Below are 26,156 nucleotides of genomic sequence, written 5' to 3'. Positions count from 1 at the left end.
ACATGCGTGGTGGCGTTGAGGTGTTATTGCTGGAAGATGACCCGGCACTGAATGAATTGATTGTTGAAGAAATGGAGGCGCAGGGACACCGTGTCACCGCCATGCATGCCTTGGCAGATGCTGCGCAATGGCTGGCCACACACCGCACCGACCTCATTGTCACTGACCTTCGCCTGCCCGATGGCGACGGCATGGAGCTGCTGAAAATTGCGCAGGCATCGCCCGAGCCACCGGCTGTCATTGTTGTCACCGCGTTTGGCAGTGTGCGGCAAGCGGTCAAGGCCTTGCAGGCGGGGGCCGATGATTTTCTGACCAAGCCACTCGACCTTGAACATCTCTTGCTCAGCACCCGGCGTGTGCTGTCAAACCGCGCCATTCGCAGCGAGCTGCAACAGTTTCGCCAGTTGAACACCGACCACGGTTTTCATGGGCTGTATGGCAAAAGCCCTGCGGTCAAAAAGCTGTTCATGCAAATTCAAATGCTGGCCAAGGCGCAAGGCCCAGTGCTCATTCTCGGTGAAAGCGGCACCGGCAAGGAACTGGTCGCACGCGCCGTGCACGCGGAAAGCCCGCGCGCTGGCAAACCCTTTCTGGCGGTCAACTGCGCAGGCATTCCTGCTGAGCTTTTGGAAAGCGAATTTTTCGGCCACGCCAGTGGCTCATTCACTGGCGCAAAAACCGGTCGCAAAGGGCTGTTGCAGCAAGCCGATGGCGGCACCTTGCTGCTGGATGAAATTGGCGAAATGCCGCTGATGCTGCAGGCCAAACTGTTGCGCGCCCTGCAAGACGGCTGGATACGCCCCGTGGGCGAAGACCAGGAAATACAGGTGAACGTGCGCATACTGGCCGCAACCCACCAGGATCTGCGCAAGGCCGTGGAAGAAGGGCGCTTTCGCGAAGACCTGTACTACCGGCTTGAAACCTTTGCCCTTCATGTTCCCCCTGTGCGTGACCGCGAAGACGACATTGATCTGCTCGCCTTGCGATTTCTCAAGGTGTCATCCACTGCACAACAAAAGCAAGTGAAAGGCTTCACTGCCGATGCCTTGAAAGCACTGCGCCGTTACAGTTTCCCCGGCAATGTGCGCGAACTGCAAAACGTGGTGGAACGCGCCGTGGTGTTTTGCGCTGGCGAACAGATCGCCTTGAAAGACTTGCCTGAGCGGGTGCAGCTGAATGCAGGGCAGGCGGTGGTGCCCAGTACAGGGCAAAACCCGGCCGTTCACGAAACCGCACTGCTGGAAGGCGCTGTTTGGCCCACGCTGGATGAAATGCAAAAGCGCTACGTGCAGTTGATCCTGAAGGAAGTGGATGGCAACAAGCGCCGTGCTGCCGCATTGCTGGGAATTGGCCGGCGCACCCTGTACCGTTGGCTGGGTGAAGAACAGGAGTAGGGCCCTTGTGCGGGGTCAAACCGAGGTTTCGCCGCATGCCACAATTCAAAATTACCCAATCGGAACAGGGACTTCCGTTTCGCTGGTATTAAATATTATTGCATCGCAAAAAATTAAACGCAGTGGAATCAAGGGTTTGCCCTGTTTCAAAAAACAAACGATCGTTTGATCGTTAGAGTGTTTTTCTAATGTTTACAGTTGTTAATGTCGAGAATGATTGATACATTGTGTGATGTAACGGTTAATTTCAACGAACAAAAAAACAGCTGTAAATAAAGGAGTAACACCATGAAAGTCATTCCAGTGCGCCGCGACGTCAAAATCAACCTCGACGAGTCCCGCATCAACAATTGGCATGAACAGGGTGAGCACGTCACCCACTTCTTCAACGCCTTGTCCGTGCTGTTCCCAGCCGGCGAGCGCTTGTTCATGGACTCCGTTCGCGCCTACAAAGACCAGGTGACTGACCCCGAACTGAAGCAGGCCATCACTGCATTCATCGGCCAGGAAGCACTGCATAGCCGCGAACACGAGGAATACAACGAAATGATGGACCGCAGTGGTCTGCCCGCTTTGAAGCTGGACAAAATGCTGTGGAGCCTGCTGGGTGGTTTGCAAAAAGGCCTGGGCAAGAAATTGTCTTTGGCTGGCACCATTGCGCTGGAACATTACACAGCCATCATGGCTGATGCCGTTCTGAAAGATCCAAAAGTGACTGGTGAAAAATCAGACCAGGGCTTCAAGCAAATGTGGCAGTGGCACGCTTACGAAGAAACAGAGCACAAGGCTGTTGCCTATGACGTGTGGAACACAGTTGTGCCCGACAACGTGTACAACCGCTTCCTGCGCCGCTTCGGCATGGTACTGGCCACCGCAATTTTCTGGCCCGTAATTGCTTACTTCCACGCACGCCTGGTATTTGCAGACCCCAACACCAAGGGCAAGCACCTGCAAGGTTACAAGGCCGTTGGTAAAATGTTGCTGGGCAAAGGCGGTATTTTCCGCAACGCCGCCAGCGACTTCTTTGATTACTTCAAAGCCGACTTCCACCCATGGATGCACGACAACAGCCACGTGCTGAAAGAAATCGACGCATTCGTTGAGCAAGTCAACAACGCCATGCGCAACCCGAACCCAGAAGTGAAAAAAGCAGTGCGTGCTCGCATGAGCAAGGCTGTTTCAAAGGCCGCAGTAGCCGCCTGATTTTTCACTGACCTGCGTGGGTAGCGCGGGTTGAGGTGACTAAAAAAACCGGACAAATCCGAAAGGGTTTGTCCGGTTTTTGCATTTTTACGCGCATAAAAGTGTGGGGCCGGCTGTGCTTCGGAATGTGCCTCAATCACCCGTGGGTATCTGTTGCGTACTTGTGTTTCGTGATCCCCCTCAAATGAGGGGTAGTACATGTCAGTTTGTGAAATTCAGCCGTGTAAGATCAGGTGTTTAGCTCTTGTATGTTGATTATGCGACCCAGTGCGCGTCGCAAATGGCTTGCTGTTAAATACCAATTAATTTACATTTTTACATTAATTTTTAAATTCACAGTGCGAACAAGACAGGGCTTCATCAGTATGGCCTTGCGGTAGCTATGGTAGATCGCGAAAGCGAGTCTAAAGGGCTTGCCACACCGCCCACGCAATTCGCAACGTGTGTGTAAATCATGGTTGTGTTCAGGTCGTTGTGACCCAGCAATGTTTGAACCGTTCGAACATCAGCGCCCGATTGAAGCAAGTGCGTTGCGAAGCTATGCCGCAGAGTGTGCGGTGAGGCAGGTTTGTGAATGGCAGCACTTTCAAGTGCGCGCTTGAAGTCTCGCCTGAAAGTTTGTGGATACAAATGGTGCCTGCGATGAATGCCGGTAACAGGACAAATAGAAGTTTTTTCTTGGGGGAATACCCAGAACCACGCCCAACTTTCGGGCGCACGCGGATACTTGACTTGCAGTGCATCAGGAAGCTCCACACCCCGTAGTAAATTGGCTCGATCCCCCTTCCATACCTGGTTTGCCTGTTGCAACTGATGTTTCAAAGCGCCAGCAAGTGAAGCCGGAAGCATAACAACTCTGTCTTTGTTGCCTTTTCCGCATCGAATGATGATGCAGTTGTGGTCAAAATCAATGTCTTTGGTACGCAGGCGAAGTGCTTCCATAATTCGCATGCCTGTGCCGTATAGCAATTTGGCGACCAGCAGGTGAACGCCTTCAAGGTGATTAAAGGCACAGCTCACTTCCTGGCGGGTAAGTACCACGGGTAATCGCTTGGAAGTTGTCGGACGACTTACTTCATCAAGCCAAGGCAGGTTTTGCTTCAGAACTTCGCGATAGAGAAAGAGCAAAGCGGACAGCGCCTGCTTGTGTGTCGATGCCGAAACTTTTCGCTTGACGCTTAGATACTGCAAGAATGCTTCGACCTGCGCAGCAGACATTTCAGCCGGGTGCTGCAGGTTGTGAAAACGAATGTAAAACCGAACCCAGTACACATAGGCTTTTTCGGTTGCGTAGGAATAGTGTTTGTAACGAATCGCAGTGCGCAATTGGTCAAGCAAACGTGGCGAGTTTTGGGTTTTGGTTATACTGTTCATAAGTACAGTATATTTCTCAAGAGCCAAGCTTTACAAAGGGCTCACTCAGGTGGGTAGTCCTAAGGGTGATGTTCGGATAAATGTATATCGCCGTTATTGTTCTATAAATCTAGTTAGAGCTATTCATGCAAATACCCGCAGCGATTCAAAATAGAAACCTTATTTCCTTCTTTTACGATGGCTATGGTCGCACCGTGGAGCCACACACACTTGGTGTTGACGGTAAGGGACATCAAGCTCTCCGAGCCTATCAAGTCGCTGGCGGTAGTGGATCTGGTGAATTTGTTGGCTGGAAGATTTTTCACGTCAGCGAGATGCGATCATTAACAGTCTTGCCGCAACACTTCACTGGACCTCGCCAAGGTTATAAGCGGGGAGATAAAGCGTTTTTTGTAATTCATGCAGAGCTCTAACCTTTCGGTCAACGTGACAGCCCAAAGCTGCGCTTTGGGTTCCCGCAGCTGCGCAGCTCTGGCTGCACGTTACCTCCAACGTTAGGCGTCACAAAGAGCGCCCGCTGACGGCCCGGGGAGGAGATTCGGTTCAGCGCCCCAAACAACAGGAGGATCAATGCCCCAAATCAAATGGAACAGCTTTATCCCCGCCAACGCGGCGGCAACCTTCTTTACGGCAGCCGTATCGGCCACACTGCCGGGAGGCCCCCACTTTGATAAAATGAAGAAGAAACTGCCAACCCCATACGGATTGTTTCAGGAGTGGGCAAATAACAATCTGCAGGGTGATTGGGCGAGCACCAAGATGAAGGGCTATTTCGCCATTGGCGTTGCTGATGCCACTGACGTGGCACTTCTTGTAAACCAGTTTGGAGTTGTCGGCACGACGAAGTTGAACTTTGGCAACTCCATGGCAAGGCAGTTAAACTATACCGACTCGGGGTTTGGAAACCTAGCTTCTCAATTGGGCTACACCGTTAAGTGATGCCTAACCCCTCGCTCCGCTTAGCTCGAACGTTAGGAACCATCCCATGGCACAGATAAGCGCTTTGAATGCTGAGCGCACAAAAACGATTGAGGAGTGGTTTGGCCTTTTCGGCGCTTTAGGTTTTTTCGGATCAATCTGTCTTTTGGGGTACCAGGCATTGCTCTGGTTGAGGGAAGGGCAATGGACCCCAATCCCCATTTCATCTGTCCTGGGCAAATTGAATATTGACTACTACTCGCTTGTTGATATTTCGTGGGCCGGCGCGCAGAAAATTGTTGTTTGGTTGCTCGACCTTCCTCTAAGCCTCGGAATTGTTGTTTTTGGCGGGCTCTTTGGCGCTTTAGTTGGTTACCTAATTAGCGAAATCTCATTGTTTAGAAAATGATTCCTAACATTTCGGTCAAGCGGGACTGCGGAACCGGCGTGGTTTCTTCGGTCAGTCGCTTTCGCGCCGCAGCCCCTTACCTCCAACGTTAGGCATTCCTAGACCATGAGCGCTTTGAACAACTTCAGTCGGTGGGTTTACCTGATGCAGCAAGTTCACGAAGCTCGCTATTACATTGCGAGAGCCGAGGAACTTGGTCACCCACATCTGTGGAGTTCGTATGAAGCGATTCTCGAGTTCCTTGCTCATTTCCGAGGCGCAATCAATGCCTATTCCAGGTGCTTCGTAAGTTCCGGAGCCGGGCGTCGGCGCCTAGAGGGTTCATCGATCTTCGGCACTGATGCGGCACTCCTTGAGCAGCACGAAAGAATCATTGATCTACGCCACAAATACGTTTCGCACAGCGATGAGAATGAATTTGAGTCAGTCGACATGTCTGAAAGCGAAAATGCAGAAGAGCTGGTACTCAACCTTGAATACAACCTCTCGTTCCCATTCGATCGTCTTTACGAGCTCCGAGACCTCATTCGTCATGTCGAGCTGTACGTCGTAGATAACCAGCAGTCCCACGTCGCAGCAATCGCCCGAGAAATCGGCAAGCCAGTCCGGGTGCAGCAAGGTCGAGGCGGGAATGCCTAACCCTTCCATCGAGAGGGACGTCCAAGGGCTATCGCCCTCGGCCACCCCTCATGTCAAACGTTAGAAGCCATGATCTTTGCCTACGCTACCGACGAGAGAACCCTGATGATCTTTCCCACCGAGAATGACGCCGTCAGGTATTGCGAGGGGTGGGATGTTTCAGAAGGTGGTTGGCTTTTCTTTGCTGCCGATGGTAGTCCCATGGAAGCCATCTTCTCCGAGCCAGCATCAAAGAATGGCTGGGTTATTTCCCATGGCTTTTATTCGCTGCGCATAAATGCAGAATCTGAAAAAACACAACTGCTTGCACTCCTGCCACAGGTTGTTGCGGTTCAAGGTGAAGCCCCGCTCAATACAGTTGCAGCAATCGAGGGGCTTCTAACATCACGCTCAACAGGGATGGCTGCAAGCGGGCTTCGCCCGCCCGCAGCCGCCCGTTAGCTTCAACGTTAGGCATCAGACACCCCAGCTATCACTCACCATATGCTTGTAATACTAGAAACCCTCGTATTGGCTGCAATTGCACTAATCTCGTTCCTGATCTTGCGTCGCATCTATAGATTTTTGTTCAGTCGAACGGAAGTGGAACCCACAAAGATCCAAATGCCTAAGCTTGAACAGAAATCAACAATTGATTTCGTAGAGGATGTGGCGAGTTACGGAGTGATAGCAGCACTAATTGCAAAGGCCGGAATGGTGATAGCCAGTCCTGGTATCTTTGGTGCCGCGCTCATGTGGCTAGGACTAGCGAATGTACCTTTGATACTGACTGTCGGACCAGTTGTAGGTTATTTCTCTGCTGGAGCTGTCGCAGTTCTAGCCGGTCTAAAGTTGTATGGAAAGCACAAGCTACGAACGCAACGAAATAAACAAGACAAGTTCTAAAGTTGCCAGCGCTATAGAACAGAACATGTTTCCCTGTCACCAAACAGATGGCGCAACAGTGTGCAAAGAACTGACGCCTAACCATTCGCTCAACCGGACCCATTGCGGTATGCGGCTAAAGCTCTTTATTTCATTCTGGGCCTTTAGCCGCATACCGCAACGGTCCGGTTACCTCAAACGTTAGAACGTTATGACAATCACTCCTGAACTCGTCGACTATCTCGCGTTTTTTGAAGCAGAGCCACGGCTAATGACGCCGGGAACGGAGTGGTATTACGGAGCTGAGTTCGTCTCCGTAAGAGGAGCCGACAAACTCATCGCTACCATCGCACCAGACGAAGGCGAGTTTTCGTTCAAGTGGTGGCATGCCAATCTATTGCAGGCCGAAATCAAACTGGTGGGGATAGTCGAGTGGACGATTGAAACCGATAGAGGACTTGAACGGCTCATCCTTAAGTTCAATGAGCCAAAAATTCCATACTTCATTTTGCAGCTCAAGCCTCACATTTTTCTGTCCTGGGTGGTGGCATGGGCGTGAAGCGTTCTAACATTACAATCCACCGGACTTCCGGCAAGCTGCGCTTGCCTGCACCCGGTGATTTTCAACGTTGGGCGTCACAAGAACATGATCGAGCACGCTGACAAAGTTGAATCCTACTTCGGGTATTGGCCGCTCTTCTGCGACGGGAAGATAAAGAGCATTGCCTTCGTTCAACCTGGAACGATCACATTGGTTATCTTCTACATAGATGCTGATAAGCAAAAAGGGGCTGAAGTAACTCTTACGTTTTCGGGTGTCACAGATCTTGAATTGTCCGAACTGAGTTCAGAAAACGTAATTGATGCTCTCCATATTTCTGAAGAGCTTCCGATCGAGGTCACGCTTGAGGCCTGTTATGGCTTGGCGGGCAGGTTCAAATGTGCGGGTGCAAAGGTGTCATATGTGCTCAAAAAACCGTAAGCGTTTCTTCACCGTGATGCCCAACACTGCGGTCAAGGCCGCTCCCTCAGGTCGCTGTGCTGCGCGATAAAGCGCAGCACAGCGCCCCTTACCTCCAACGTTAGGGGTCAGTTCTTTATGCACGAAGCTCTCGTCGTTGTATCTGGCTTGCTAGCAGGAGTTGTTCAGTGGGTTCCTTGCGGGGTCGGCTTAGCCGCCTATCGTTACAACCGAGGGAGCGCAGCGATAAAAGGTTCCAATATGTGGGTTCAGCTAGCAGCCTCTCCTCCAGGTAACTACTCGCTCCTCGGAAAACTTGTCTTTGTCGCACTTATGCTCACTTGGTTGGTAGTTTTTTTCGGCGCTATGGCCGTCCCTACGCTTGTCGCCAAACTAGTCCAGGTGCCGGATGCATCGCACTCCATCATGTACGCTACTTATGCAAATTTCTTAGTTGGCGCTGTCGCCTTCGTCGTAGGCCCTGCTATTTGGCGTCGTCTTTCCCTATGACCCCTAACATTACGGTCAAGGCCGTTGCGGCCTTCGGCCTCCACTGGACGTCCCGCAACTGGGCCGCCCCTTACCTACAACGTTAGACAACCCTATGAAAACCGACACGAGCAGTGACAGCACTACAACACTTGTGTTTTGCCGTCCAGGCGTCGATCCAAGTTTTATAACGAGAACGCTGGGTCTTCAACCAACCGAGTCGAAGGCGGCGATTGACCCTTCTGATATCGGAACCTGGAAGCTAAGCATCAATTTGTTAGCGGAAGCCAATACGATCGAGGCACAGATTGGTGAGTGGCTCGACTTCTTGGAACCGAGAGGTGAAGCTTTGGCGCGCCTCTTAGGCCTCGGATACTCACCATACCTTGAATGTCGAGCAGAACCACGGTCTCTATCACTTTGTATTGAACCTGAACACCTAATTCGCCTTGGCAAACTTGGTATTTCCCTTAGCGTCTGGTTGTATGAGTATCCACTTCAGCCGATTGTCTAACCCATCATTCAAGCGGGACGCCTAACGGCGCCCTTTAATTCAAACGTTAGGCTGCTAAACAAAGCTATGAATTACCGCAAAGCATTTCGCGAAGCCCTTCGATTCTTCCCCTCCAACTTGATTTTGGTCGAAGGCGTGCGCTCCCCTGACGGAATCGCCAGGTCGTCAAATCTTGCTGCGGCTTGGGAGCAAGCAGAAGTGCAAACCAAGAACTGGTCTGTTTGGCATCAGCTAGCTGTGTGGGCGGTTGGTTGCGCACTACAGAGGTTGGTTCGAGAGGAGGGCGAAAAGGGCTGCCAATTTGTGCGCAAGGAAATGCTCGACTACAAATACGCTGAATATAAATTCGCTGAGAGCCTGTTAACGCCAAATACCTGGTTCCCACGGCACATCAAGCGCGCATATCGCCGTGATCGTTTCTTGCGTGGCCTGCCACGTTTCTCGGAAGGCCGGGCGAAAAATGAACAGTAGTGCTTTGGTCCGCAGCCTAACAGGGCGGTCAAGGGGACCCCAACAGCTTGCAGCTGTTAGTGCCTTCCGTGCTGACGCACTACGGTGCCCCTTACCTCGGCGTTAGGCCAATTCAAATGAGCTACGCGCAAAAGGTCATCATCCATAGCAAGTCCGGCGCAAACAACACGCTAGAGGCGTTGGTCGAGCAATTCATTTCCGACGGCGTTCGCTTCGTTGCAGTTGCAGGCAAGGACTGCGCGTTAATCGAAGACATCATCGATGAAATTGTTGTCGGTGATGGTAGCGATAACACGCGCTTCATCCTTACATCCTCACATCCTGGCGAGTCTTTGGAGGAAGTTATACAGTTCGTCCGCATCGTCACTCAAGGCACTGGCGAGCCCCAGCTCGTGGAACTATGAGTACCCAGCTCTACGCAGCTCACAAAAACCGTGGCCTAACTGGGCGGTCAAGCGGATGCCAACACGGGCCATGGCTTCGCTATCTTCATGGCCCGTGTTGGTGCCCTCCGCACCTTCGGTGCTACGGCGCCGCTTACCTTAAACGTTAGCTGTAAAGAAACCACCTTACCAAATCCTATCAAGGCTGTTTTACTAAAATGAAAATTGTTTTTAATACTATTGTCCTGTCCTCCATCGTACTGCTTGCTGGTTGCGTTGGACCGTTGGTCAGAATTGAGCAAATTGACGATTTCACAAAGAATAAGGTGCAGGTTTATCCTGATAACTCAATTCTTCAAAAAGCTGGGGTTAATTCGCTCGGTATCGTTGAGGCAACATCTTGCCGAAATCAGGCTTGGGAACCCCCGGCCTCTCTAGAGAATTGCACTGCACAAATGCAAATGCGGGCCGCAAAATTGGGTGCGAATGGGCTCATCGTTGGTGCGGGTGATCGCCAGGTTGCGAATTTTGTCACCACCGGTATCAACAGAAATTGCTGGAGTACAGTCGATTGCACGGGCATCGCTATCATCGTGGTTGAAGAATCTCCCGAAACGAAGTAGTTGATAAGTCGCCAATCGGAAATTACAGCTAACACGCCATTCCACCGGACCGCCTCTTGCGGCCGGTGAATTCACACGTTATGTGCCTCTGTACTGCAAGCTTGCTGGCACTCCCTAACCTTTCTCGGAGAGGCTAATGCATTCTGTCTTCGCGAGATTTGTACAGGCACTGTTGCTCGTTTCACTTGTTGTTGCTTTGCTCGGCTGTGCGGCGCAAAAGGGAGGAAATGCTGTGTTTGAAGTTCGGTATCTTGAGATTCCAGTTAGCAATATTGAGCGCGCTGTTGACTTCTATGAGTTTGTCTTTGGTGTTGAGCTTGAGCGTGTGGTCGTAGACGGGTACGAGATGGCCCACTTTCCGACGCTTGGTGATGGGAAAGGCGCTGACGTAACGCTCGCTCAAGGCGACGTCTACATTCCGTCGAAGACAGGTGCGATTATCTACTTCCATGTGCCTGACATCGACGCCGTGATGATTCGTGCAGCTGAGCGAGGAGCAGAAACGCTTTATGCAAAGAAAAAGGTTGCGCCTGGCACATGGGTTGCTGAATTTGAGGACTCGGAAGGAAACAGGGTGGCGTTAAGTCAGAAGAACGAGTGAGCGCTGTCTCCTCCTCTCTCCGAACTGTCGTCACATAACTATTCGCTCAAGCGGACAGATCAATCGCCTCGCGATTGATGCTGGCGCTTAGCTCAAACGTTATACCGAAACAGCCAAAACCTAAACTCACCATCACAGTTGCGGTTTGGGTGAGTGATAGAAACAGAATGCGTGCCGCGCTTGGCTAAATACTGATGCCGTTAGGTATTAAATATTCGTTCCTTTAATCATAGGTGATTTAATGAAGACCACTGAAATCCTTATCAAACTGACAACGCTTGGAATCACAGTGGCCACTGCTGCTTGTACCGCAGTGAGTCCAACGACACCAATGTTAGGCAACACAGAAGCTTCGCTGCCACCAAAATACCTTAACGTACCCCAATTTAATAAATGTCTTGGTACTAAAGAAGTTGGGACAATACAACAGTGGTGTCTTCCATCAAAGCGGATGGATCAATGCCCTGAACCTAGTTGGGAGCAACTTCGTAATCTGACAGGGCGCGACAGACTGCCAGACTGTCAGAACTAATTTATGGGGGGTAAGTATTGTGCTGCAAGGCATGCATTTTGGTCTTGCTATTACGCCCGTAGATTATCAACCCCGCCCAAGGGACGGGGTATTCGCTACACTCTGACCCGCACGCCTTACGGCAAGTTATCGCTTTACAGTTCCCTACGGACACTTTGACTCAAGAACGCCGCAAGCAGCGGGGATTAGACCCGCAGAGATTAAAGGCTGTAGGTAATATAAACAGGCTCGAAGTGGCTGCAAAATCGGGTAGCAGGAAGTTTCTAGCTTCGCCGACCGCCCCGCTTGCAAGGGTTGCAAAAACTTCCGGTCTAACTTCCTGTTGCACCTGATGCAACCCAAAGCCCGCGCTTCCGCGCGTGCTTTGGGCGTCGCAGGTGAACTTTACGTTATATGCCAAAAAGGAATTGAGCTAATTTATGGAATCTTCCCTTCGCAGGTACACCGAACTTCCCTACTTAATCGATTTTCTTCAGACCCAAGAACTTGCGCTGCTGAATCCTGCCTTATGGGACGACAGAAATGACTCCTACTATATTGAGCAATTCGCTAAAGCTAACGGACTTCTAAGCACCTATGCTCTTTGCTTGGCTGAAGCGTCCGAAACATACCACCATTGGAGGGTCTTCTCTCATGGTGGTAGCGGGGCTTGTATTGAGTTCGATAGGGTTCAACTAATTTCTGCAGCAAGTGTGATTCCTGGTTTACGAGCAGAGGATGTGAAATACAAAACTATCGACTCACTCCGTCAATGCGCACCATCTCAGTCCGATTTACCGTTTCTAAAGCGTTACGCATTCAGTGACGAAAAAGAATTTAGACTATTTTATGGCTCTGCTAAAAAAGGGCCTCCGGTATATCGCATGCAAGTTCCACTAAAAGCAATCAAGAGAATTACGTTAAGCCCCTGGCTGCCGACCTCGGTCTTTAATCATGTAAAAAGCACTTTAAAATCAATCGACGGCTGTATGTCATTGAAAATATATAAGTCGACACTTGTGGAAAACGAAAACTGGAAAAAGTTCGCGGTGAACGGAGTATAACAATTCGCTTAAATCGCTCGCTTTGCTCACTAGGACCGGCTGAAGCCGGCCTTTTAGCTTAATCGTTAGACACTTATCATGATTGAGCATCGCACTCACACTTTGTCGCGTGAACTGATGTTGGCTGAGCTCACCGAGATTTGCGCAAAGCTTGTCGCCTCTGGTGTCGAGCGGGCCGCTGTGTCGTTCGGCTGGGACAGCAATCTCGATATCGATGACATGTGGGTAGACGTAGAGGTCTCGCTGACGGCGTTGCCGGAATACCTGGCAAATGCAGAGAGTGCAGGGACTATCGAAGTCGGCAAGGCCGACATATTCATTAAGACTGAGGATATCGAGTTCACGTTGTGTCATGAGAGCGACCTTCACGTTACGGGTTCCTCGCCGCTCGTTGCTGAAACACGGAGTAGGTGGTCGAATTTGGGCTATGAGCCGTATCCCGTTGATCCGCGTGTCTAACAGGTCGGTGGACTCGTACACGCAACGACAGCACGCCGCGAAGCGCGCAGGCGATGATGCTCTTCGCGGCGCGCAGCCAGTGCGTGCCGGTCACCTCAAACGTTAGGCCTCACAAATTTACGCCACAGTTCGGCTCATATGCAAAAGATATCCCAGCGACCCATATACATAGCGCAGTCCTAAAATGAAGAACTATCAAGGTGGTACAAAAAAGTATTGCCCACACTGTAAGCAAGTGAGAGTTTGTGCAGCGGTCAACCCAACGCAACTCGGATTCAAATCTGGGCAGCGATGGTACAGATCCCAACACTCCGACATACAATACTTCAGACGGGGTCAAGTCTGTCAAACCTGTCAGCACAAGTGGCCTTCTGCTGAGATCCCAGAGCAGTTTTTGGATGAATTAGTAGAGTTGCGAAATGCCCTAAAAGACATCAAGAAAAACGCAGAGGCGTATTCCATAGAGTCGGCCAATGCATCGTCCAGCTTAGCCAAGCTAAGTGAGTCGCTTAGTGTTCTCAAAGCTCTTAAATTTTACAAAGAGCAAACGTGAGACCTAACCATTAGCTCAACTTGCGCACTCCACAAAATGCCAGCCACCTCAAACGTTAGGCCATTTTAATGCCCGTCATAACCGTCACTTCAGTTGCAGAGTTTGCTAAGGCCCTAGCGGATATTCCGTTGGCGCCTGGACGCACAAGATTCTTTCGGGGTCATTCCGACTATAAGAAGTACAGGCTTCAGCCAAGTGTTTTTCGGAAGCCACAGCTAATTGAAAATGAAGAATCACTAATTCAAGAAGCTAAGATTCGTTGCCCGTTAGACCTTCCCTCGTCTCTCCCATTAATTGAGGTGCTCGTTCGCCTTCAGCACTATGGTTTGCCCACCCGACTGCTCGACCTTACCGCCAATTCGCTCGTCGCCCTGTACTTCGCGTGTAAGCACAAAGAGAAGACCGAAGGTGAGGTACTCGTTTTGGATATTCCGAACGATCAAGTCAAGTTTTACGACAGCGACACGGTTACCTTATTGGCAAATATCGCTCGCCGCCCGAAAGAATTTGACGTAGCAGCGTTACCTGCCGACAAAGACGGATTCAATAATGACACTGAGGTTGGTAAGTTACTTCACGACATTCGAAGCGATAAGTCAGCATTCAGAAACATCATCGTACCATCTGATTTACGGCGTGTAGTGGCTGTTCGCACTCGCTTAGACAACGCACGTATTGCACGGCAAGAGGGGGCTTTCCTTTTGTTTGGGGCCGACGGAAGCAAGTCGAAGCCCGCGAAGGTGCCAGACGATTGGCTGGTATGCGGAACCGCTACCCAACGAATCATCTTCTCCAATAAACATAAGCTTAAGCGTGAACTTTTGTCATTCGGAGTATCTGAACAGTCGTTGTTTCCAGAGTTGGAATCACAGGCTGCGGCAATCGTTGCGCGTTACCAAAACAAGTATGCGCGCAAAAAAAAGTGACCTAACCCTCCGTTGTAGGGGGCACTCCCCTTATCGGTGGCGCGCCCCTGAACTTGAACGTTAGGCCTACTCAAAAGGAGCCACTTTGGCAGCTGCATGCATATTCTGCGGGAAAGCCCCAGAATCAAAAACGAAAGAGCACATTTTTCCGCAGTGGCTCTTAAAAATGACCGGCTTCCACTCAAAAGACACATCTGTAGGTACAAATTGGGCAACAGGGAAAGAAATAATCTTCCCGGCAAAGAACTATACATTCCCCGCTTGCGATAGTTGCAACAACAACTTTAGCTCTTTAGAAAGCCAAGTTAAAGGCATCATTGAACGACTAATAGAGGATGCCGACGTTAATGGCGCAGATTTGGAGTCATTGCTCGATTGGTTTGACAAAATAAGAATTGGTGCATGGCTTGGTGTCTCTTACATGAACAAGTCATCTTTTGGTTTGCCTCCAAATCTTTACATCAATGACAGAGTCGGAATCAAGGACCGCTACCTTTCAATCACAAACACCTACTTACCTGAAAAAACACTGAACTGGTCAGGCGCAAACACACTTACTTTCATGACAAGCCCGACGGCTCTTGCGCTCAGGGTAAATAATTTAGTATTTGTGAGTGCATCTACCGATTTCTTGGTTTCCAAGTCTGTTGGGTTCCCTTTCGCATCCTGGGAAATGCAAATGCCGGGAAGCAAAATTGGACACTTCAAGCTTGCGCCAGGAACAGGGAAAATCAAACCCGACTGCTTCAAACTTAAGCCTTACATCCCTGGCCACATCATCAGGCAACCAATATACAACGCTGCACGCGAAGCTTATCCCCTCTTGTATGCGAGCGATCATGTAAAAATGCACTCCTACGATACCAACTCAGGCATAGGAAAGCTTTTTATTCAAAAAAACCAAAGGACCAGAATTCTCGAACGAAATGATCTATTTAATTTCCAAATGATGGAGGCAAAATCCATATACGGGAAAGTGCCGGTTGTAAAGCCAATACTGGAGCTGCAAATTGAAATGCTAAAGAGTAGGTTAAGTCGAATGAAATTCGTAAGCGAAACTGAGAGACGCAAACAAATAATTGCCGCAAATACAATTATTAGCTATACCCGAGAGCAAATAAGACAATACAACTATTAAATAGCAGTATTTCAAAGTTCTCCGTGCTAGCAACCAGCGTAGTTTCACCTCGGCGTTTCACAGCTGTAGTGCAATATCCTGTCTTTGCGCGTCGGCTTAACTGGTTGTTCAAGGGGGACAATAATGCTTCGCATCATTGCCCCTTAACTTCGGCGTTATGCCGTCTGAATCGAGACCAGATTCATGCAATTGAAAGATCATGCAGATATTCCGTTCACGCGGGAATCCGTGCTAAAGATGCTTACGTGGGGTGCCAACCCAGAAACGTCGCCGTATTCGCACAAACAGATCGCAGAATGGTGCGACAGGTTTTGGTGCCAATATCTTGAAGTAGACGCGGAACCAGAAATTGAATTTTTGCTTCCAGTGCTGACGGATGTAGAAACTCAATGGGATCTATATCTTGCCAACACATACTCTTTGGAAGAGCTTCGGACGAATGACTTTAAAAATGAGCAAATGCCAAAGGAGAGGTTCAATGACTGGCTACGGCAATTGGCATAACTGGTCGGCCAACACGGACCCGCAAGTACAGGAGGCGGCTTCGCCGCAGGTGTTGCGGCGCCGCTTAACTCAAACGTTGGGCGTCTTTAACTCCGAAGGAATACGATCTGATATGAATAAAGTTCTGATTTCGCTGTTCTCGATAGTTCTGCTCGCGTTCTCAAACGTCGCAGCCGCTGATTGGTTCCTTTCATCGGAAACCAAGGCGCTGATTATTAAAGCTGAAGCTGGCGATGTCGATGCCCAGCTTCGTGTTGGTGCTGCATACGACTTTGGCAAAGGCGCACCCCGCGACGGAACCGAAGCAATGAAGTGGTACCGCATGGCTGCTGATCGCGGCAACGCAGAGGCTCAAAATAGCGTTGGAAGCACACTCCAAGCCGAGAAGCGCTACGAAGAAGCGTTACTTTGGTATGAGAAAGCATCCGCACAGGGGCATGCGCTTGCTACAAACAATCTCGCCTATCTTCACGATCTTGGCCTAGGGGTAAAACAAGATCGCCGCAAAGGCTTCGAGCTTTATTCCCGCGCTGCTGATCTTGGCTGGGCCGAGGCTATGTGGAACATTGCAAATATGTACGGCGCGGGTCAGGTTGGTGACAAAGACATGGTGAGCGCCTGCGTCTGGGCAAAACGGGCACAAAAGTTCTCTTCACCACAGGAGCGTCAGCTGCAAAGCCATCTTAGTCGGGTCATTCCCCAACTTGAGCGCATGCTGTCATCCGAGCAATTGGCATCCTGCAGTGAACAGTCCGAGAACTGGGCACCCATAGCGTTACGCAAAAAAGACGCTCAATTCGACAGTCAACTGGACGTTGCGCGATAAAGCGCAGCACAGCGCTCCTTACCGCCAACGTTAGGCCTCCCATGCAAACAGCATCCAAACCGGCAATGATCGCTATTGAAACAGGCCTCTCGTCGGATAGATCCACGGAAATTGTTGGCGTGAATTGGAACACCGAAGGGCTAAAGGTCTCTGTGTTTTCGAAACAGTGGAATGCATGTGTACGATTCGAATGGGTCCACGGCTTTCGCGTCTTAGATGAGTCAGACCTTACAGAGTTTTGGCAGCACTGCAATTTGCTGAACGGTTGGGTGTTCGAAGTTCTGAGCGGTGGTTGGAGAGAACTCGAAAATCAACGTGAAAATTTCATCACGGGGAAAAGCGACAAGGTGAAGGAATTCTTGATCATCGGCACAAACGAGTGCATATCGATCCTTTCTGAACAGCCACCCGCCATCTCAGTTAATTGAGCTGTCAATGAAAAACTTTTCGGCTCCCGGCCTAACTGCTTGTTCAACAGCACGTCAACCCGCTTCGCGCTTTGCCGCCTGGTAACGCGTCGAATGGTGAAGTTAGATTGCTCAAACATATTCTTCTACTCGCAACTGGACGAGAAACACCTTTTTGAATGGGCTTTAGAAATACAAGGCGTTATACGGTGGGAGCAAGACACTCTTGTAGTGCGCAGCACTAGACTTTCCGAAGCATCTCTCCGGGACATACTTTCACTATTTCATCGCTACCGTATACCCATGCAACAACTTCAGGTATTTATGAATGAGCGCAACAGGCACTGGTACAAAAATAAATCTGCGTATTGGTACAAAGGTGTCTTTGGTGAGTAACCTAACTTGCGGTTCAAACCGTTCGCTATGTTCACTGGGACGGGCTGAAGCACGCACCTTAACCAAACGTTAGAAGGCATAGGAGGCGCTATGCGTATAGCAATTATGGGCAATTCTGGTTCGGGAAAATCTACCCTGGCTAGGGTCTTATCTGAGAAGTATGGAATTGCTCATCTCGATCTTGATTCTGTAGTTTGGGAAGCTGACAAAATAGCTGTGATGAGACCGTCTGAGGCAATTGAAGCTGATTTGGCCAAGTTTGTGATTGAAAACGAATCTTGGGTAGTTGAGGGCTGCTACGGGGAATTGATCGAGTCTATGTTAAGGCACCAGCCGAAGTTGCTGTTCTTAAACCAAAGCCTTAATGTTTGTGTGGAAAACAATCGGCAGCGCCCTTGGGAGCCTCACAAGTACGAATCAAAAGAAGCTCAGGATCGTATGCTCGCGAACTTGCTTGAATGGGTCCGTGGCTATTACCAGCGGAAAGATGATTGGTCCTTGCGGGCGCATGAGCGTTTATTTGAAAATTATGACGGACCGAAACTGGAGTTCAAGAATAGTGTTGATTTATCTGCCTTCTAACTTGTCGTTCAACCGCGATGGCCAGCAAAAGATTCGCCGCTGTGCGGCTGCTGCTAGGCACCTGTTAGCTCGGCGTTAGGCAGCACAAAATGCAGATCCGTGCACTCGCACCATCAGATGCCGCTGCGTTTCAGGCATTGCGCCTCCGAGGTCTTCAAGAGTGCCCGGAGTCCTTCGCGTCGAGCTACGAGGAAGAAGTCGATACACCACTTCAAGAAATCGAGAAGCGCCTACAGCCGAACGCTGCCTCAGCGGTGTTCGGAGCCTTCAAAGGTTCGGAGTTGTGCGCTCTGGTAGGCCTTCAGCGAGAAAGCATGACCAAGTTGGCTCACAAGTCGATCATCTGGGGCGTTTACGTAGCCCAAGATACCCGAGGCAGGGGTGTCGGCGCTCAGATCATGCTTCACGCTCTGAAATACGCGGTTACTGTGCTCGGCACGAGCCAGGTGAACTTGAGCGTCAATACCAAGAACTTTGCAGCCGTGTCGCTTTACAAGAAGCTGGGCTTTGTCGAGTACGGTCTCGAGCGCGGCTACATGCTCGTAGGCGGTGTGCTGCAAGACGAACACCACATGGTCTTCCATGCAGCAAGTGCTTCTTAACTCCTCCGTCGAAAGGGACGTTCAAGAGCTATCGCTCTTGGCCGCCTCTCATGTCACACGTTAAGGCGCAGTCATGAAACTCACCGTCATTGGCGCATATCTTCCTAGACCTACACCAGAGCGGCTGGCCGCCTGGATACGAGACGACGTTGCTGATTTTGTCGAGGGTATTCGCGACTTGCGGTCACGGGGTTTCGCGCAGTATTGGTCCGATGACCGATTGCACGATCGGGCGGCTGAATTGCCTGGCGAACTGGAGAAGGCAATAAGCTCAGCCGCCCTCTTTGAGGTACTGGTCGAAGACCACACAGGCGAGTTCGATCCGTACGAGATCTCGGAGAAGGAGACGACTTCGGTTGCATGGGAACCCGCGTATCTCTCGGTGGACGGTGTGGAGTCAATTGCGCAGAACGTATCAAAGCCAAGGGAAGTGAATAGATTCCGGGTGGCCTTTTACGTGCACGACTGGCCAGAAGAAGGTGAATTGACTGGACCGAATGGGCCGCTCGCCCACCCCACATTTCAACCGGTTCCTGAGCGGCTCTGGACGCTCGCACCCTATGACTTGCTTGACTAGCGTGCGTCTTAAACGGTCAGTCGACACAGGCCTCCGCGCGGCGGGTGGTCGTCCATCTATGGCACACCGGTCATTTCTACGTTATGTGACTTATCAAGGAATATCCATGCGCGCATTAAAGTTTCTGGTTGGTGTATCTCTTTTGTCGATTCTGGTCGGGTGTGCAGGCGTTGGAGTCGTCGCAAGTTCGGATCCACTCGCAAAGCTGAACGATGCTCAGGAACTGTATCAAAGGCAAGATCGCCCATTGCCAGCGGAGCGGCTTATTCGTGAAGCACTGGCGATCTACAAAGAACAGGACGACCCGCATGGGCTTGGCAATTCGTATCGCCAGTACGGTGACTTCCTTAGGTCCCCCGCAGTAAGCCAATGGGAAACTGTTTATCGCCGCGATGGATTCCAAGACAAATCCGTCACCTTTGACAATCGATTGGTTAAGGCTTCTGAATACTATTCCAAAGCGTTGGAGTATTACCAACGCGCTGAAGTGCAGCATCGAAAAGCCAGCCGCTTTGACTCCCTTACCAACGTCTATTTCAACATGGCCTGGTCATATCAAATGTTGGATGATCGCGAAAAGGCGTGCAGCAACCTTGATAAAGCCTTAGAAGCGAACGCAGAGAACGTCAAACGCAATCCCACAGCGAAGCAATTTGGGTCTATTGCCAATGCCGTGGCATCTGCCAAACAACAGGCGCGCTGTGCGTAAACCGTATAACAATTCATTGCCGCGGACGTTTGACCCGTCACGCACTTTTGCTGCCCCAAAAGCACGCACCACCTCAATCACCGCTGAATTCAAAGGTTAGAAGGCGTTTATGGAAGGTTATTTCAAAGTGGTGTGGTGGCTGATAGTGGGCTATGTGCTGCTCGGCAACTACGTTTATTTTCGTCACGTCTTGCCTGCATTGCGCGATCGCGATCAAACGGTTGGACCATTACTTACACCGAGCGGTCAGTTCAAACAGATCGATGCGTACGTTTCGCTTCTGGATGAGTCGTCGACTAAACCATGGGCTTTTCATTTCTTACGGCACTTCAAGACAATCACCATCGCGTTGATTTGCCTCATGGTGCCGTTGTTCATATTCGTTCTACGCAATGCTTTCTAACAAGGCATTTCGATCGGGTGATCTGCTTCAAAGTTACAAATTCAAATGATGCGTTGCTAGATGTAGGTGACGCGTTTTGCGCCGATGTCCTTTCTGTTCCTTCAGTGATGTCTGATCCTTCATTGCAGCGGGCTGCCTACAGCAGCCGCTGAATTCAAACGTTGGGCAGACAAAAAGTTATATGAATACATATAAAGAAGCATTAAAAATTGACGCAATTGGAGCCATCTTCTCAGCACTGGGCTCATTGCTGATATTGAAATTTATGAATGCATCAATGGAAGTTCCGGAAGGCTGGTTAATATTCACAGTCTTCTATGCATTGGGGATTTTGATTTTTGATGTGGTATCAATAAAAAAATTGGGGAATGCACTACGCCACTGTTTAATGATCACAGTGGCTTTGAACATTATCTTTGTACTTTTGGCAATCAATGTTTTGGTATCTAATTGGCTCACATTAAATTCATTAGGTGTTTTTTACTTGATTTTGGAAATAGTAATAGTTGCGGTATTGTCAGTTTGGCAATTGACTGTGGTTATAAATGAGCAAATGAAGGTTATTGAAAAATGATCAGGCTGCCCAATTAGGCGCTGCACCGGAGCCGGTATTGCATGTCAATCAAGGTGATATGCAATTCGGGCAGGCTCGGTGAACTTTGGCGTTAGGGCGTCATGAATCGTATTCATCTCCGGGGGGGGGTTATCTGGTGTTTTTTCATAACCTGTACTCTCTTATCCCCATGATGTTTCAAGGAAGTATCCTGGCGGCAGTCTATTCAAAAAACAATCCTGATACTAACCAATCGCTATGTTCAGTTAGTTAGTGCGCCATCAAATGGCCCACTGACATCCGAGGCACCTTCTGCGCCTGCCCAATGAATCAACAGCTCAGCAGGATGGGCGTTGATATTCTATTCGGTTGCTACTATGCTTCTGCAAGTCCGGAAGCCAGAGTCGGTCAGCGACGCTTAGCCTTCGATGTAACTGCAAAGTGATTCGTTAGGGGCCGCTTATCTCAAACTTTGCTTTTTCCCTATGAAAATTCCTGGTATACCGCTCCAATACGTTTGCTTCGATTGTCGCAAGAGGTCAGATCTCCTAAAACTCACATGAAACGTCTTTTTATTGCAAGCTTTACTAGCCTTTGGTGTCTTCTTGCAACCGCTGCTCCAACTTCAGCGCCGGTGCGCGTCGAGATTGAAACCCTGCTGACCAAATTGCAGGCGTCAGGCTGTCAGTTCAATCGCAATGGTTCTTGGTACAGCGGTTCGGAAGCCAAAGCGCACCTTCTTCGCAAGCTCGAGTACGTTGAAGGGAAGGGCACAGTTCAAAGCACTGAGCATTTCATTGAAGTCGCAGCATCCAAGAGCAGTTTTTCGGGTCGCGCGTATCAAGTCAGGTGTGGCGGGCAAGCGCCAGTGGCCAGCCAGGTTTGGCTCATTCAGCAGTTGGCATTTGTTCGAGCGCCTACCAGCAGCACTGCCAAACCGTAAACAGCTGCTCATGTCGAACGTTATGTCACCTAATCAAACTCACTAGGCAATCATGAATTGGAAGCTTGCATTCCTTGTTGCTCTTATAGCCATTCCCGGGCCTGTGGCCATTTCATGGCTGGCATTACCATTGCTCATCGATATCGAAAGTCTTACGATTCCTCTGCAGACATTGCAAATCGCTACGGCGCTTCAAAGCATTGTGTTGGTTGTTCTGGCATCTGGTATCGGAGCACTGCTGAGCGCAAAGGTAGGTCTTCGCGCTCCTGTGCTGTCGGCACTGGCTAGTGGGGGTGGTGTGCGGGCTGCAATTGGCCCCCAGTTGCTTCCAGGGGTTATCGGTGGTTTCTTGGGCGCGGCAGTCATCATAGGGTTCTACGAATTCTCACCAAGCGAACTGGCTGTTTTACAGGAGAAGGGTTCTATCCCATTCGCGGCGCGCGTTCTCTATGGCGGAATAACAGAGGAAGTACTCATTCGGTGGGGGCTGATGACGATCCTCGTTTGGGCAGGCTGGCGCACGCTGCAACGAGCAAGCGCTGTACCCTCCGACACCATAGTCTGGCTTGGGATTGGAATCAGTGCATTGGTGTTTGGGGTTTCGCATGTCCCTTCCGTTGTTGCGGGTCTGGGCGGAGTGTCAGGCATGGTTGTCGCGTACATCACCTTCGGGAACGCGATCTTTGGCATTATTGCCGGGTATCTTTTCTGGCGCTACGGTTTGGAGGCTGCCATTTCTGCACATGTACTGGCGCATGTCCTTGCATACGCTATTCGTGGTTAAGGGTCATAACAATGTCTCACTTCTTCTGTGGCAAAGCCGGTGCAGGAAAGACAACCCTCGCATTAGGTCTGGCGCGCGACCAACAAGCAATCTTGATTTCCGAGGACATCTGGCTGAATGGTTTGTCTAACCATTACTCAATCGGACGTTAGCCTCGAGGACTTTCGTTGATGACCATCACTACTTCTGTTTACATCGCTACCAGCCTGGACGGCTTTATCGCACGTGAAGACGGCTCGATTGACTGGCTCATGGAAGCCAATTCGACCGTTCCTGCAGGCGAAGATTGTGGCTATGCCGCATTCATGAGTTCGGTTGACGTTCTGATCATGGGAAGAAATACCTATGAACAAGTTGCAGGCTTCGAGCCATGGCCATATGAAGGCAAGCGCGTTGTTGTTCTTACCTCCAGAGAACTCGATTTCCGACAAGGTCCAGAAATTCACCTGGAGAAAAGTTCAGAGACACCGCATGATCTGTTAAAGCGCCTGGAGTCGGAAGGGTGCAAGCATGCCTACGTCGATGGTGGCAAAGTAATACAAAGCTTTCTATCGGACAGCCTCATTGACAGGCTTACGATTACAACAGTGCCCGTACTGATTGGTGCAGGTCGTCCGCTTTTTGGAAGCGTTTCAAATGACGTGAAGTTGAAACTGGCTCACTCAAAAGCATACGAGTTTGGTTTTGTTCAAACCACTTACCTCGCAGACGCTGACGCCTGACAAGGCACTGCACCAGAAAAGCCGAAGCTTCAAAGGCGCAGTTTTGTTAGCTGATTTTCAGAGTTACCAAACCTCATTGGTCAATCGCACAACGAAGAACCCCTGATACACATCGCTGTACCAAATTTCCTTTCTTTCAGGGACAAACGTAGGTCGAGCCATCGCATAATTACTGGGTGGAGCGGTCAAATTCAAGATGCGTGGTTTCACGGGTGCCACAAAGTAAGCGATCTCTTTGGGGTTCTTGGGATCGCGAATGTCGAACACGCGCAGGCCAGACAAAATCATGCTGCAGGCCATGATGGGTGGGTCAATCAAGGTTGGTACATTGCAATAATGCGCCGCATAACCGCCGGCAAAGTTTTCTGCTCCAGGGTCTTTGGAGACGATATCGCGATTGGCAATGTCATGTACCTGCAAGCGAATATTTGACACCACAGCCGGTCTTGTTTCATCCGAGATATCGATGATGCGGCCAGCGCCAACCAGTGGACCATTGGGCGCCGCAATCAAATCTGCCACCTTAAGCGCGGGTGCAAGAAAACCGGTTTTGATGAAATCAAGGCCCGATCCTCCTGAAGCAAATTCATCAAATTCAATGATGTGCGGCTTGCCATCGAACGTCACAGGCATTGCATTCTGGGGAAGTGACAGCGTGTCCCAAGTCAGGGCAGAAATTCTTTTCACAGTCGGGTTGGGCTTGCGCGCTTGAATCTCGGACGTGTCCAACACCACCAAACCACCCGGGCCACTTAAAGCGGCCAGATAAGCGCGGTTACCACTGGGATCAAGGCTTAGGCCATGAGAAGATTCGAAGCCTGACCACACGATTTTGGGTTGACTAAGGTTCGAGATATCAAGCGCCACAATGGTTGTTGTGGCGGGGGAGGCGACGTAAAAAGTGTTGCCATCCGCAGTCATTCCACTTTCATGTCCCAGGAGACCCAAGGGGGTGGACGATTTGAGTTTGGGGTTAAGACAATCGTCTTTGATGTCGTAGAGATCTACGATGCCTGGCCCTACAACAGGGTTGCCCACCACTGCAGCCAGTACACCGCGCTTTGTATTCACCAACAACGATTCATGGGGCGAAATCATCGCCGGTGACAGCAGCCTTTTTGCCAGTCGCGGCTTGGTCGGGTCGCTCATGTCCATGACATGCACGCCACTGGTTTGCTCCAATATATTCAATGGTGCAATCAGGGCGGTGTCATAGTAAGCGCACTCCTGGCCCTTGGTGTCGACATAGCGTTCGACTTTGTATCCACCCACATAACCAAGTTTGGCACCTGTGTCGTACGAACCAACAAGTTCGACGTTGCAGGCAAATCCCGCCGCTGCACGACCAGAATCAAAATCTGCCTGGGATACCCGGCCCTGTAGCCCACTTTCTGGCCGCGCGCCCGGCCCACAAAGGGCTGTTGGGGTGGTCGCCAGATTGACACCATCGTTGGCCTGCTGAACCTCATTCGGCGATATTTGCGTCTGGTTTCTTGATGCTGGCGCTGAAGGGCTGTCGCTGCTTCCCAGGCAGCCTGCCAGCACAATGCTTGAAGATGCAGCCAGGCTGCACAGAAGTCGCTTCCCCATTGTCTGTCTCCGATTATTATTTTTTTATATTATTGAACCGTCAGCTTCGTGATTGCAAAAATACACGCGCATCGGTCTACCGCCGAAATAGGTGACAAGCAGCTTTAATCCCCCGATTTATTTCGGCTGAAATTTTTTCTTGATATTACACCAATGATTAATTTAAACAGCAAATGTAATCTACTGATTTCCTCCATCTGCTTCTCCCCAAGCCCTGCCATTCACTACCATCAAACTGAACACGCTGCGCCGGATCGGTCATGTAGCGGTCAATCAGCGCCTTGATGAAGTCATCGGGCAGTGCATCACGCAAGCAAGGGAGAAGGTTCAATGCCTGACTATAAAACGCGGGTAAATGTGTTTTAAATCAGGAAAAGTAATTTATGCGCATATTTCAGCGTATTTAATAAACCAAAGACATTTCAGAACTGATGTACTGCTCAAGTTTGCTCATTGGTCTGTGGAACTTGTCTGTACGTGGAGCTTACCTAGGTCTTTCAATTTATAAAGGAAATGACCATGGGATCCTGTCTTTCTATTCCTAACGCGCCAGTTGTATATTCAAACCCGGAAATGCGAGTTGCGGGTGAAGTGGTCAGGCAGTTGGGCGTGCTGAACAGTGCGATTACCAAGGAAAAAATGTTAATGGAGGGGTGCAAGAACACTGCCACAGATCTTCTCCAGGCAATAAGTGGCAAGGCCAATTCTTTTGAAGATGTATTAAATTTGGCTTTGCTTACCGAGCAACTGGACGTCATGATCAATGTCCTGAATCCAGTTAAAGAAACGGTCATGGAGCTCGTTTCAGCAGCGACGAATGAACGCAGAGAATTTGAGACCAGATTTCTCGCGCACCAACCTCCAAATCGCACTTTGGATGGAGTTCGAATGATTCAGTCAGCGGCCAATTCATTGAGCCCAGATTTGTACTCTACCGTACAAGCAAGCGCGCGGATTCGTAATACAGCTGATGCAGTTGTCGGCGTTCTTGGGGCTAGATATTCCAATCATTAATTGCCTGACAATTGCTTGCGGGAAAGCCTGTTGGCTTCACCCGCAATCAA

General features: G+C 50.1%; 33 protein-coding genes. 31 read left to right on the top strand and 2 right to left on the bottom strand.

The window, feature by feature from the left end:
* Nucleotides 1–2 precede the first annotated feature (2 nt).
* The gene (locus RGQ30_RS11120) at nucleotides 3–1,394 is read left to right on the top strand and encodes a sigma-54-dependent transcriptional regulator (protein WP_130555849.1); all 1,392 of its coding nucleotides are present in this window, start codon (nucleotides 3–5) and stop codon (nucleotides 1,392–1,394) included.
* Nucleotides 1,395–1,682: 288 nt separating this feature from the next.
* A complete protein-coding gene (locus tag RGQ30_RS11115) occupies nucleotides 1,683–2,597 on the top strand; it encodes a metal-dependent hydrolase (RefSeq protein WP_130555850.1) in 915 nt (304 codons plus the stop codon).
* A 360-nt stretch (nucleotides 2,598–2,957) separates the two neighbouring features.
* On the opposite strand, the gene RGQ30_RS11110 is transcribed toward RGQ30_RS11115, so the two are convergent.
* Complete coding sequence (locus tag RGQ30_RS11110) at nucleotides 2,958–3,971, bottom strand: integron integrase (RefSeq protein WP_130555851.1); 1,014 nt, start codon at nucleotides 3,969–3,971, stop codon at nucleotides 2,958–2,960.
* Between the two features lie 125 nt (nucleotides 3,972–4,096).
* Between RGQ30_RS11110 and RGQ30_RS11105 the strand changes: the two genes are divergently transcribed.
* The 28 genes from RGQ30_RS11105 (at nucleotide 4,097) to RGQ30_RS10975 (ending at nucleotide 23,502) form a co-directional block, all read left to right on the top strand.
* Nucleotides 4,097–4,384 carry a WYL domain-containing protein gene (locus RGQ30_RS11105; RefSeq protein WP_130555852.1) on the top strand — a complete coding sequence of 96 codons (288 nt, stop codon included), beginning with the start codon at nucleotides 4,097–4,099 and terminating at the stop codon, nucleotides 4,382–4,384.
* Nucleotides 4,385–4,541: 157 nt separating this feature from the next.
* Nucleotides 4,542–4,910 carry a hypothetical protein gene (locus tag RGQ30_RS11100; protein ID WP_130555853.1) on the top strand — a complete coding sequence of 123 codons (369 nt, stop codon included), beginning with the start codon at nucleotides 4,542–4,544 and terminating at the stop codon, nucleotides 4,908–4,910.
* Nucleotides 4,911–4,956: 46 nt separating this feature from the next.
* Nucleotides 4,957–5,298 carry a hypothetical protein gene (locus RGQ30_RS11095; RefSeq protein WP_130555854.1) on the top strand — a complete coding sequence of 114 codons (342 nt, stop codon included), beginning with the start codon at nucleotides 4,957–4,959 and terminating at the stop codon, nucleotides 5,296–5,298.
* Nucleotides 5,299–5,403: 105 nt separating this feature from the next.
* Complete coding sequence (locus RGQ30_RS11090) at nucleotides 5,404–5,937, top strand: hypothetical protein (protein ID WP_338284414.1); 534 nt, start codon at nucleotides 5,404–5,406, stop codon at nucleotides 5,935–5,937.
* A 69-nt stretch (nucleotides 5,938–6,006) separates the two neighbouring features.
* Nucleotides 6,007–6,378 carry a hypothetical protein gene (locus RGQ30_RS11085; RefSeq protein WP_130555856.1) on the top strand — a complete coding sequence of 124 codons (372 nt, stop codon included), beginning with the start codon at nucleotides 6,007–6,009 and terminating at the stop codon, nucleotides 6,376–6,378.
* A 634-nt stretch (nucleotides 6,379–7,012) separates the two neighbouring features.
* The gene (locus RGQ30_RS11080) at nucleotides 7,013–7,360 is read left to right on the top strand and encodes a hypothetical protein (protein WP_130555857.1); all 348 of its coding nucleotides are present in this window, start codon (nucleotides 7,013–7,015) and stop codon (nucleotides 7,358–7,360) included.
* 87 nt (nucleotides 7,361–7,447) lie between these two features.
* Entirely contained in the window at nucleotides 7,448–7,783 is a 336-nt protein-coding gene (locus RGQ30_RS11075) for an Imm50 family immunity protein (RefSeq protein ID WP_130555858.1), read from the top strand.
* Nucleotides 7,784–8,366: 583 nt separating this feature from the next.
* Nucleotides 8,367–8,765 (top strand): DUF4279 domain-containing protein, encoded by a 399-nt coding sequence (locus tag RGQ30_RS16150; RefSeq protein WP_130555859.1) that lies wholly within the window; start codon nucleotides 8,367–8,369, stop codon nucleotides 8,763–8,765.
* Between the two features lie 66 nt (nucleotides 8,766–8,831).
* A complete protein-coding gene (locus RGQ30_RS11070; protein ID WP_130555860.1) occupies nucleotides 8,832–9,236 on the top strand; it encodes a hypothetical protein in 405 nt (134 codons plus the stop codon).
* 116 nt (nucleotides 9,237–9,352) lie between these two features.
* On the top strand, nucleotides 9,353–9,640 hold the full coding sequence (locus tag RGQ30_RS11065; RefSeq protein WP_338284412.1) for a DUF7684 family protein: 288 nt from the start codon (nucleotides 9,353–9,355) through the stop codon (nucleotides 9,638–9,640).
* Nucleotides 9,641–9,837: 197 nt separating this feature from the next.
* Nucleotides 9,838–10,242 (top strand): Rcs stress response system protein RcsF, encoded by a 405-nt coding sequence (rcsF, locus tag RGQ30_RS11060; RefSeq protein ID WP_130555861.1) that lies wholly within the window; start codon nucleotides 9,838–9,840, stop codon nucleotides 10,240–10,242.
* 136 nt (nucleotides 10,243–10,378) lie between these two features.
* On the top strand, nucleotides 10,379–10,843 hold the full coding sequence (locus RGQ30_RS11055; protein WP_338284411.1) for a VOC family protein: 465 nt from the start codon (nucleotides 10,379–10,381) through the stop codon (nucleotides 10,841–10,843).
* 951 nt (nucleotides 10,844–11,794) lie between these two features.
* Entirely contained in the window at nucleotides 11,795–12,418 is a 624-nt protein-coding gene (locus RGQ30_RS11050; RefSeq protein WP_338284410.1) for a DUF2971 domain-containing protein, read from the top strand.
* Nucleotides 12,419–12,496: 78 nt separating this feature from the next.
* A complete protein-coding gene (locus RGQ30_RS11045; protein WP_130555862.1) occupies nucleotides 12,497–12,877 on the top strand; it encodes a hypothetical protein in 381 nt (126 codons plus the stop codon).
* Nucleotides 12,878–13,498: 621 nt separating this feature from the next.
* Nucleotides 13,499–14,356 carry an FRG domain-containing protein gene (locus RGQ30_RS11040; RefSeq protein WP_130555863.1) on the top strand — a complete coding sequence of 286 codons (858 nt, stop codon included), beginning with the start codon at nucleotides 13,499–13,501 and terminating at the stop codon, nucleotides 14,354–14,356.
* An 85-nt stretch (nucleotides 14,357–14,441) separates the two neighbouring features.
* Nucleotides 14,442–15,494 (top strand): hypothetical protein, encoded by a 1,053-nt coding sequence (locus RGQ30_RS11035; protein WP_130555864.1) that lies wholly within the window; start codon nucleotides 14,442–14,444, stop codon nucleotides 15,492–15,494.
* Between the two features lie 183 nt (nucleotides 15,495–15,677).
* Nucleotides 15,678–15,998, top strand: coding sequence for a hypothetical protein (locus RGQ30_RS11030; RefSeq protein WP_338284408.1), 321 nt, complete (start codon nucleotides 15,678–15,680; stop codon nucleotides 15,996–15,998).
* Nucleotides 15,973–16,824: a tetratricopeptide repeat protein gene (locus RGQ30_RS11025; protein ID WP_338284407.1), complete on the top strand. Its 852-nt coding sequence runs from the start codon at nucleotides 15,973–15,975 to the stop codon at nucleotides 16,822–16,824. Before RGQ30_RS11030 ends, RGQ30_RS11025 begins: the two co-directional genes overlap by 26 nt.
* A 41-nt stretch (nucleotides 16,825–16,865) precedes the next feature.
* Nucleotides 16,866–17,252 (top strand): hypothetical protein, encoded by a 387-nt coding sequence (locus RGQ30_RS11020; RefSeq protein WP_130555866.1) that lies wholly within the window; start codon nucleotides 16,866–16,868, stop codon nucleotides 17,250–17,252.
* A gap of 465 nt (nucleotides 17,253–17,717) precedes the next feature.
* Complete coding sequence (locus RGQ30_RS11015; RefSeq protein ID WP_130555867.1) at nucleotides 17,718–18,209, top strand: AAA family ATPase; 492 nt, start codon at nucleotides 17,718–17,720, stop codon at nucleotides 18,207–18,209.
* A gap of 89 nt (nucleotides 18,210–18,298) precedes the next feature.
* Nucleotides 18,299–18,811, top strand: a complete 513-nt coding sequence (locus tag RGQ30_RS11010) for a GNAT family N-acetyltransferase (RefSeq protein WP_130555868.1) — start codon at nucleotides 18,299–18,301, stop codon at nucleotides 18,809–18,811.
* A gap of 73 nt (nucleotides 18,812–18,884) precedes the next feature.
* Nucleotides 18,885–19,388: a hypothetical protein gene (locus tag RGQ30_RS11005; RefSeq protein WP_130555869.1), complete on the top strand. Its 504-nt coding sequence runs from the start codon at nucleotides 18,885–18,887 to the stop codon at nucleotides 19,386–19,388.
* Nucleotides 19,389–19,494: 106 nt separating this feature from the next.
* Nucleotides 19,495–20,097 (top strand): tetratricopeptide repeat protein, encoded by a 603-nt coding sequence (locus tag RGQ30_RS11000; RefSeq protein ID WP_130555870.1) that lies wholly within the window; start codon nucleotides 19,495–19,497, stop codon nucleotides 20,095–20,097.
* A 109-nt stretch (nucleotides 20,098–20,206) separates the two neighbouring features.
* Complete coding sequence (locus RGQ30_RS10995) at nucleotides 20,207–20,500, top strand: hypothetical protein (RefSeq protein ID WP_130555871.1); 294 nt, start codon at nucleotides 20,207–20,209, stop codon at nucleotides 20,498–20,500.
* A 181-nt stretch (nucleotides 20,501–20,681) separates the two neighbouring features.
* Nucleotides 20,682–21,074 carry a hypothetical protein gene (locus RGQ30_RS10990; RefSeq protein ID WP_130555872.1) on the top strand — a complete coding sequence of 131 codons (393 nt, stop codon included), beginning with the start codon at nucleotides 20,682–20,684 and terminating at the stop codon, nucleotides 21,072–21,074.
* A 538-nt stretch (nucleotides 21,075–21,612) separates the two neighbouring features.
* Nucleotides 21,613–21,996, top strand: a complete 384-nt coding sequence (locus tag RGQ30_RS10985) for a YfeK family protein (RefSeq protein WP_130555873.1) — start codon at nucleotides 21,613–21,615, stop codon at nucleotides 21,994–21,996.
* A 52-nt stretch (nucleotides 21,997–22,048) separates the two neighbouring features.
* Nucleotides 22,049–22,780 (top strand): CPBP family glutamic-type intramembrane protease, encoded by a 732-nt coding sequence (locus RGQ30_RS10980; protein ID WP_130555874.1) that lies wholly within the window; start codon nucleotides 22,049–22,051, stop codon nucleotides 22,778–22,780.
* A 170-nt stretch (nucleotides 22,781–22,950) separates the two neighbouring features.
* Nucleotides 22,951–23,502, top strand: a complete 552-nt coding sequence (locus RGQ30_RS10975; protein WP_130555876.1) for a dihydrofolate reductase family protein — start codon at nucleotides 22,951–22,953, stop codon at nucleotides 23,500–23,502.
* Between the two features lie 63 nt (nucleotides 23,503–23,565).
* Here the strand turns inward: RGQ30_RS10975 and RGQ30_RS10970 are convergent, their stop codons facing one another.
* A complete protein-coding gene (locus tag RGQ30_RS10970) occupies nucleotides 23,566–25,092 on the bottom strand; it encodes an LVIVD repeat-containing protein (protein ID WP_130555877.1) in 1,527 nt (508 codons plus the stop codon).
* Between the two features lie 519 nt (nucleotides 25,093–25,611).
* On the opposite strand from RGQ30_RS10970, the gene RGQ30_RS10965 reads away from it, so the two are divergent.
* On the top strand, nucleotides 25,612–26,106 hold the full coding sequence (locus RGQ30_RS10965; protein WP_338284405.1) for a hypothetical protein: 495 nt from the start codon (nucleotides 25,612–25,614) through the stop codon (nucleotides 26,104–26,106).
* Nucleotides 26,107–26,156 lie beyond the last annotated feature (50 nt).

It is taken from the genome of Limnobacter thiooxidans, from assembly GCF_036323495.1.
GTDB classification, from domain to species: Bacteria; Pseudomonadota; Gammaproteobacteria; order Burkholderiales; family Burkholderiaceae_B; genus Limnobacter; species Limnobacter thiooxidans.
Note: the sequence above shows the minus strand (reverse complement) of the source record. Positions and strands in the feature narration are given on the sequence as shown.

What these genes read in the sequence shown, in the direction of transcription:
- RGQ30_RS11100 (WP_130555853.1), top strand. Translation starts at nt 4,542, where the DNA reads ATGCCCCAAATCAAATGGAACAGCTTTATCCCCGCCAACGCGGCGGCA.
- RGQ30_RS11080 (WP_130555857.1), top strand. Translation starts at nt 7,013, where the DNA reads ATGACAATCACTCCTGAACTCGTCGACTATCTCGCGTTTTTTGAAGCA.
- RGQ30_RS11010 (WP_130555868.1), top strand. Translation starts at nt 18,299, where the DNA reads ATGCAGATCCGTGCACTCGCACCATCAGATGCCGCTGCGTTTCAGGCA.
- RGQ30_RS11090 (WP_338284414.1), top strand. Translation starts at nt 5,404, where the DNA reads ATGAGCGCTTTGAACAACTTCAGTCGGTGGGTTTACCTGATGCAGCAA.
- RGQ30_RS10970 (WP_130555877.1), bottom strand. Translation starts at nt 25,092, where the DNA reads ATGGGGAAGCGACTTCTGTGCAGCCTGGCTGCATCTTCAAGCATTGTG.
- RGQ30_RS10980 (WP_130555874.1), top strand. Translation starts at nt 22,049, where the DNA reads ATGAATTGGAAGCTTGCATTCCTTGTTGCTCTTATAGCCATTCCCGGG.
- RGQ30_RS11065 (WP_338284412.1), top strand. Translation starts at nt 9,353, where the DNA reads ATGAGCTACGCGCAAAAGGTCATCATCCATAGCAAGTCCGGCGCAAAC.
- RGQ30_RS11000 (WP_130555870.1), top strand. Translation starts at nt 19,495, where the DNA reads ATGCGCGCATTAAAGTTTCTGGTTGGTGTATCTCTTTTGTCGATTCTG.
- RGQ30_RS10965 (WP_338284405.1), top strand. Translation starts at nt 25,612, where the DNA reads ATGGGATCCTGTCTTTCTATTCCTAACGCGCCAGTTGTATATTCAAAC.
- RGQ30_RS11070 (WP_130555860.1), top strand. Translation starts at nt 8,832, where the DNA reads ATGAATTACCGCAAAGCATTTCGCGAAGCCCTTCGATTCTTCCCCTCC.
- RGQ30_RS11120 (WP_130555849.1), top strand. Translation starts at nt 3, where the DNA reads ATGCGTGGTGGCGTTGAGGTGTTATTGCTGGAAGATGACCCGGCACTG.
- RGQ30_RS11040 (WP_130555863.1), top strand. Translation starts at nt 13,499, where the DNA reads ATGCCCGTCATAACCGTCACTTCAGTTGCAGAGTTTGCTAAGGCCCTA.
- rcsF (WP_130555861.1), top strand. Translation starts at nt 9,838, where the DNA reads ATGAAAATTGTTTTTAATACTATTGTCCTGTCCTCCATCGTACTGCTT.
- RGQ30_RS11095 (WP_130555854.1), top strand. Translation starts at nt 4,957, where the DNA reads ATGGCACAGATAAGCGCTTTGAATGCTGAGCGCACAAAAACGATTGAG.
- RGQ30_RS11085 (WP_130555856.1), top strand. Translation starts at nt 6,007, where the DNA reads ATGATCTTTGCCTACGCTACCGACGAGAGAACCCTGATGATCTTTCCC.
- RGQ30_RS11005 (WP_130555869.1), top strand. Translation starts at nt 18,885, where the DNA reads ATGAAACTCACCGTCATTGGCGCATATCTTCCTAGACCTACACCAGAG.
- RGQ30_RS10975 (WP_130555876.1), top strand. Translation starts at nt 22,951, where the DNA reads ATGACCATCACTACTTCTGTTTACATCGCTACCAGCCTGGACGGCTTT.
- RGQ30_RS11115 (WP_130555850.1), top strand. Translation starts at nt 1,683, where the DNA reads ATGAAAGTCATTCCAGTGCGCCGCGACGTCAAAATCAACCTCGACGAG.
- RGQ30_RS11020 (WP_130555866.1), top strand. Translation starts at nt 16,866, where the DNA reads ATGCAAACAGCATCCAAACCGGCAATGATCGCTATTGAAACAGGCCTC.
- RGQ30_RS11110 (WP_130555851.1), bottom strand. Translation starts at nt 3,971, where the DNA reads ATGAACAGTATAACCAAAACCCAAAACTCGCCACGTTTGCTTGACCAA.
- RGQ30_RS10995 (WP_130555871.1), top strand. Translation starts at nt 20,207, where the DNA reads ATGGAAGGTTATTTCAAAGTGGTGTGGTGGCTGATAGTGGGCTATGTG.
- RGQ30_RS11025 (WP_338284407.1), top strand. Translation starts at nt 15,973, where the DNA reads ATGACTGGCTACGGCAATTGGCATAACTGGTCGGCCAACACGGACCCG.
- RGQ30_RS11015 (WP_130555867.1), top strand. Translation starts at nt 17,718, where the DNA reads ATGCGTATAGCAATTATGGGCAATTCTGGTTCGGGAAAATCTACCCTG.
- RGQ30_RS16150 (WP_130555859.1), top strand. Translation starts at nt 8,367, where the DNA reads ATGAAAACCGACACGAGCAGTGACAGCACTACAACACTTGTGTTTTGC.
- RGQ30_RS11030 (WP_338284408.1), top strand. Translation starts at nt 15,678, where the DNA reads ATGCAATTGAAAGATCATGCAGATATTCCGTTCACGCGGGAATCCGTG.
- RGQ30_RS11105 (WP_130555852.1), top strand. Translation starts at nt 4,097, where the DNA reads ATGCAAATACCCGCAGCGATTCAAAATAGAAACCTTATTTCCTTCTTT.
- RGQ30_RS11045 (WP_130555862.1), top strand. Translation starts at nt 12,497, where the DNA reads ATGATTGAGCATCGCACTCACACTTTGTCGCGTGAACTGATGTTGGCT.
- RGQ30_RS11055 (WP_338284411.1), top strand. Translation starts at nt 10,379, where the DNA reads ATGCATTCTGTCTTCGCGAGATTTGTACAGGCACTGTTGCTCGTTTCA.
- RGQ30_RS10985 (WP_130555873.1), top strand. Translation starts at nt 21,613, where the DNA reads ATGAAACGTCTTTTTATTGCAAGCTTTACTAGCCTTTGGTGTCTTCTT.
- RGQ30_RS10990 (WP_130555872.1), top strand. Translation starts at nt 20,682, where the DNA reads ATGAATACATATAAAGAAGCATTAAAAATTGACGCAATTGGAGCCATC.
- RGQ30_RS11075 (WP_130555858.1), top strand. Translation starts at nt 7,448, where the DNA reads ATGATCGAGCACGCTGACAAAGTTGAATCCTACTTCGGGTATTGGCCG.
- RGQ30_RS11050 (WP_338284410.1), top strand. Translation starts at nt 11,795, where the DNA reads ATGGAATCTTCCCTTCGCAGGTACACCGAACTTCCCTACTTAATCGAT.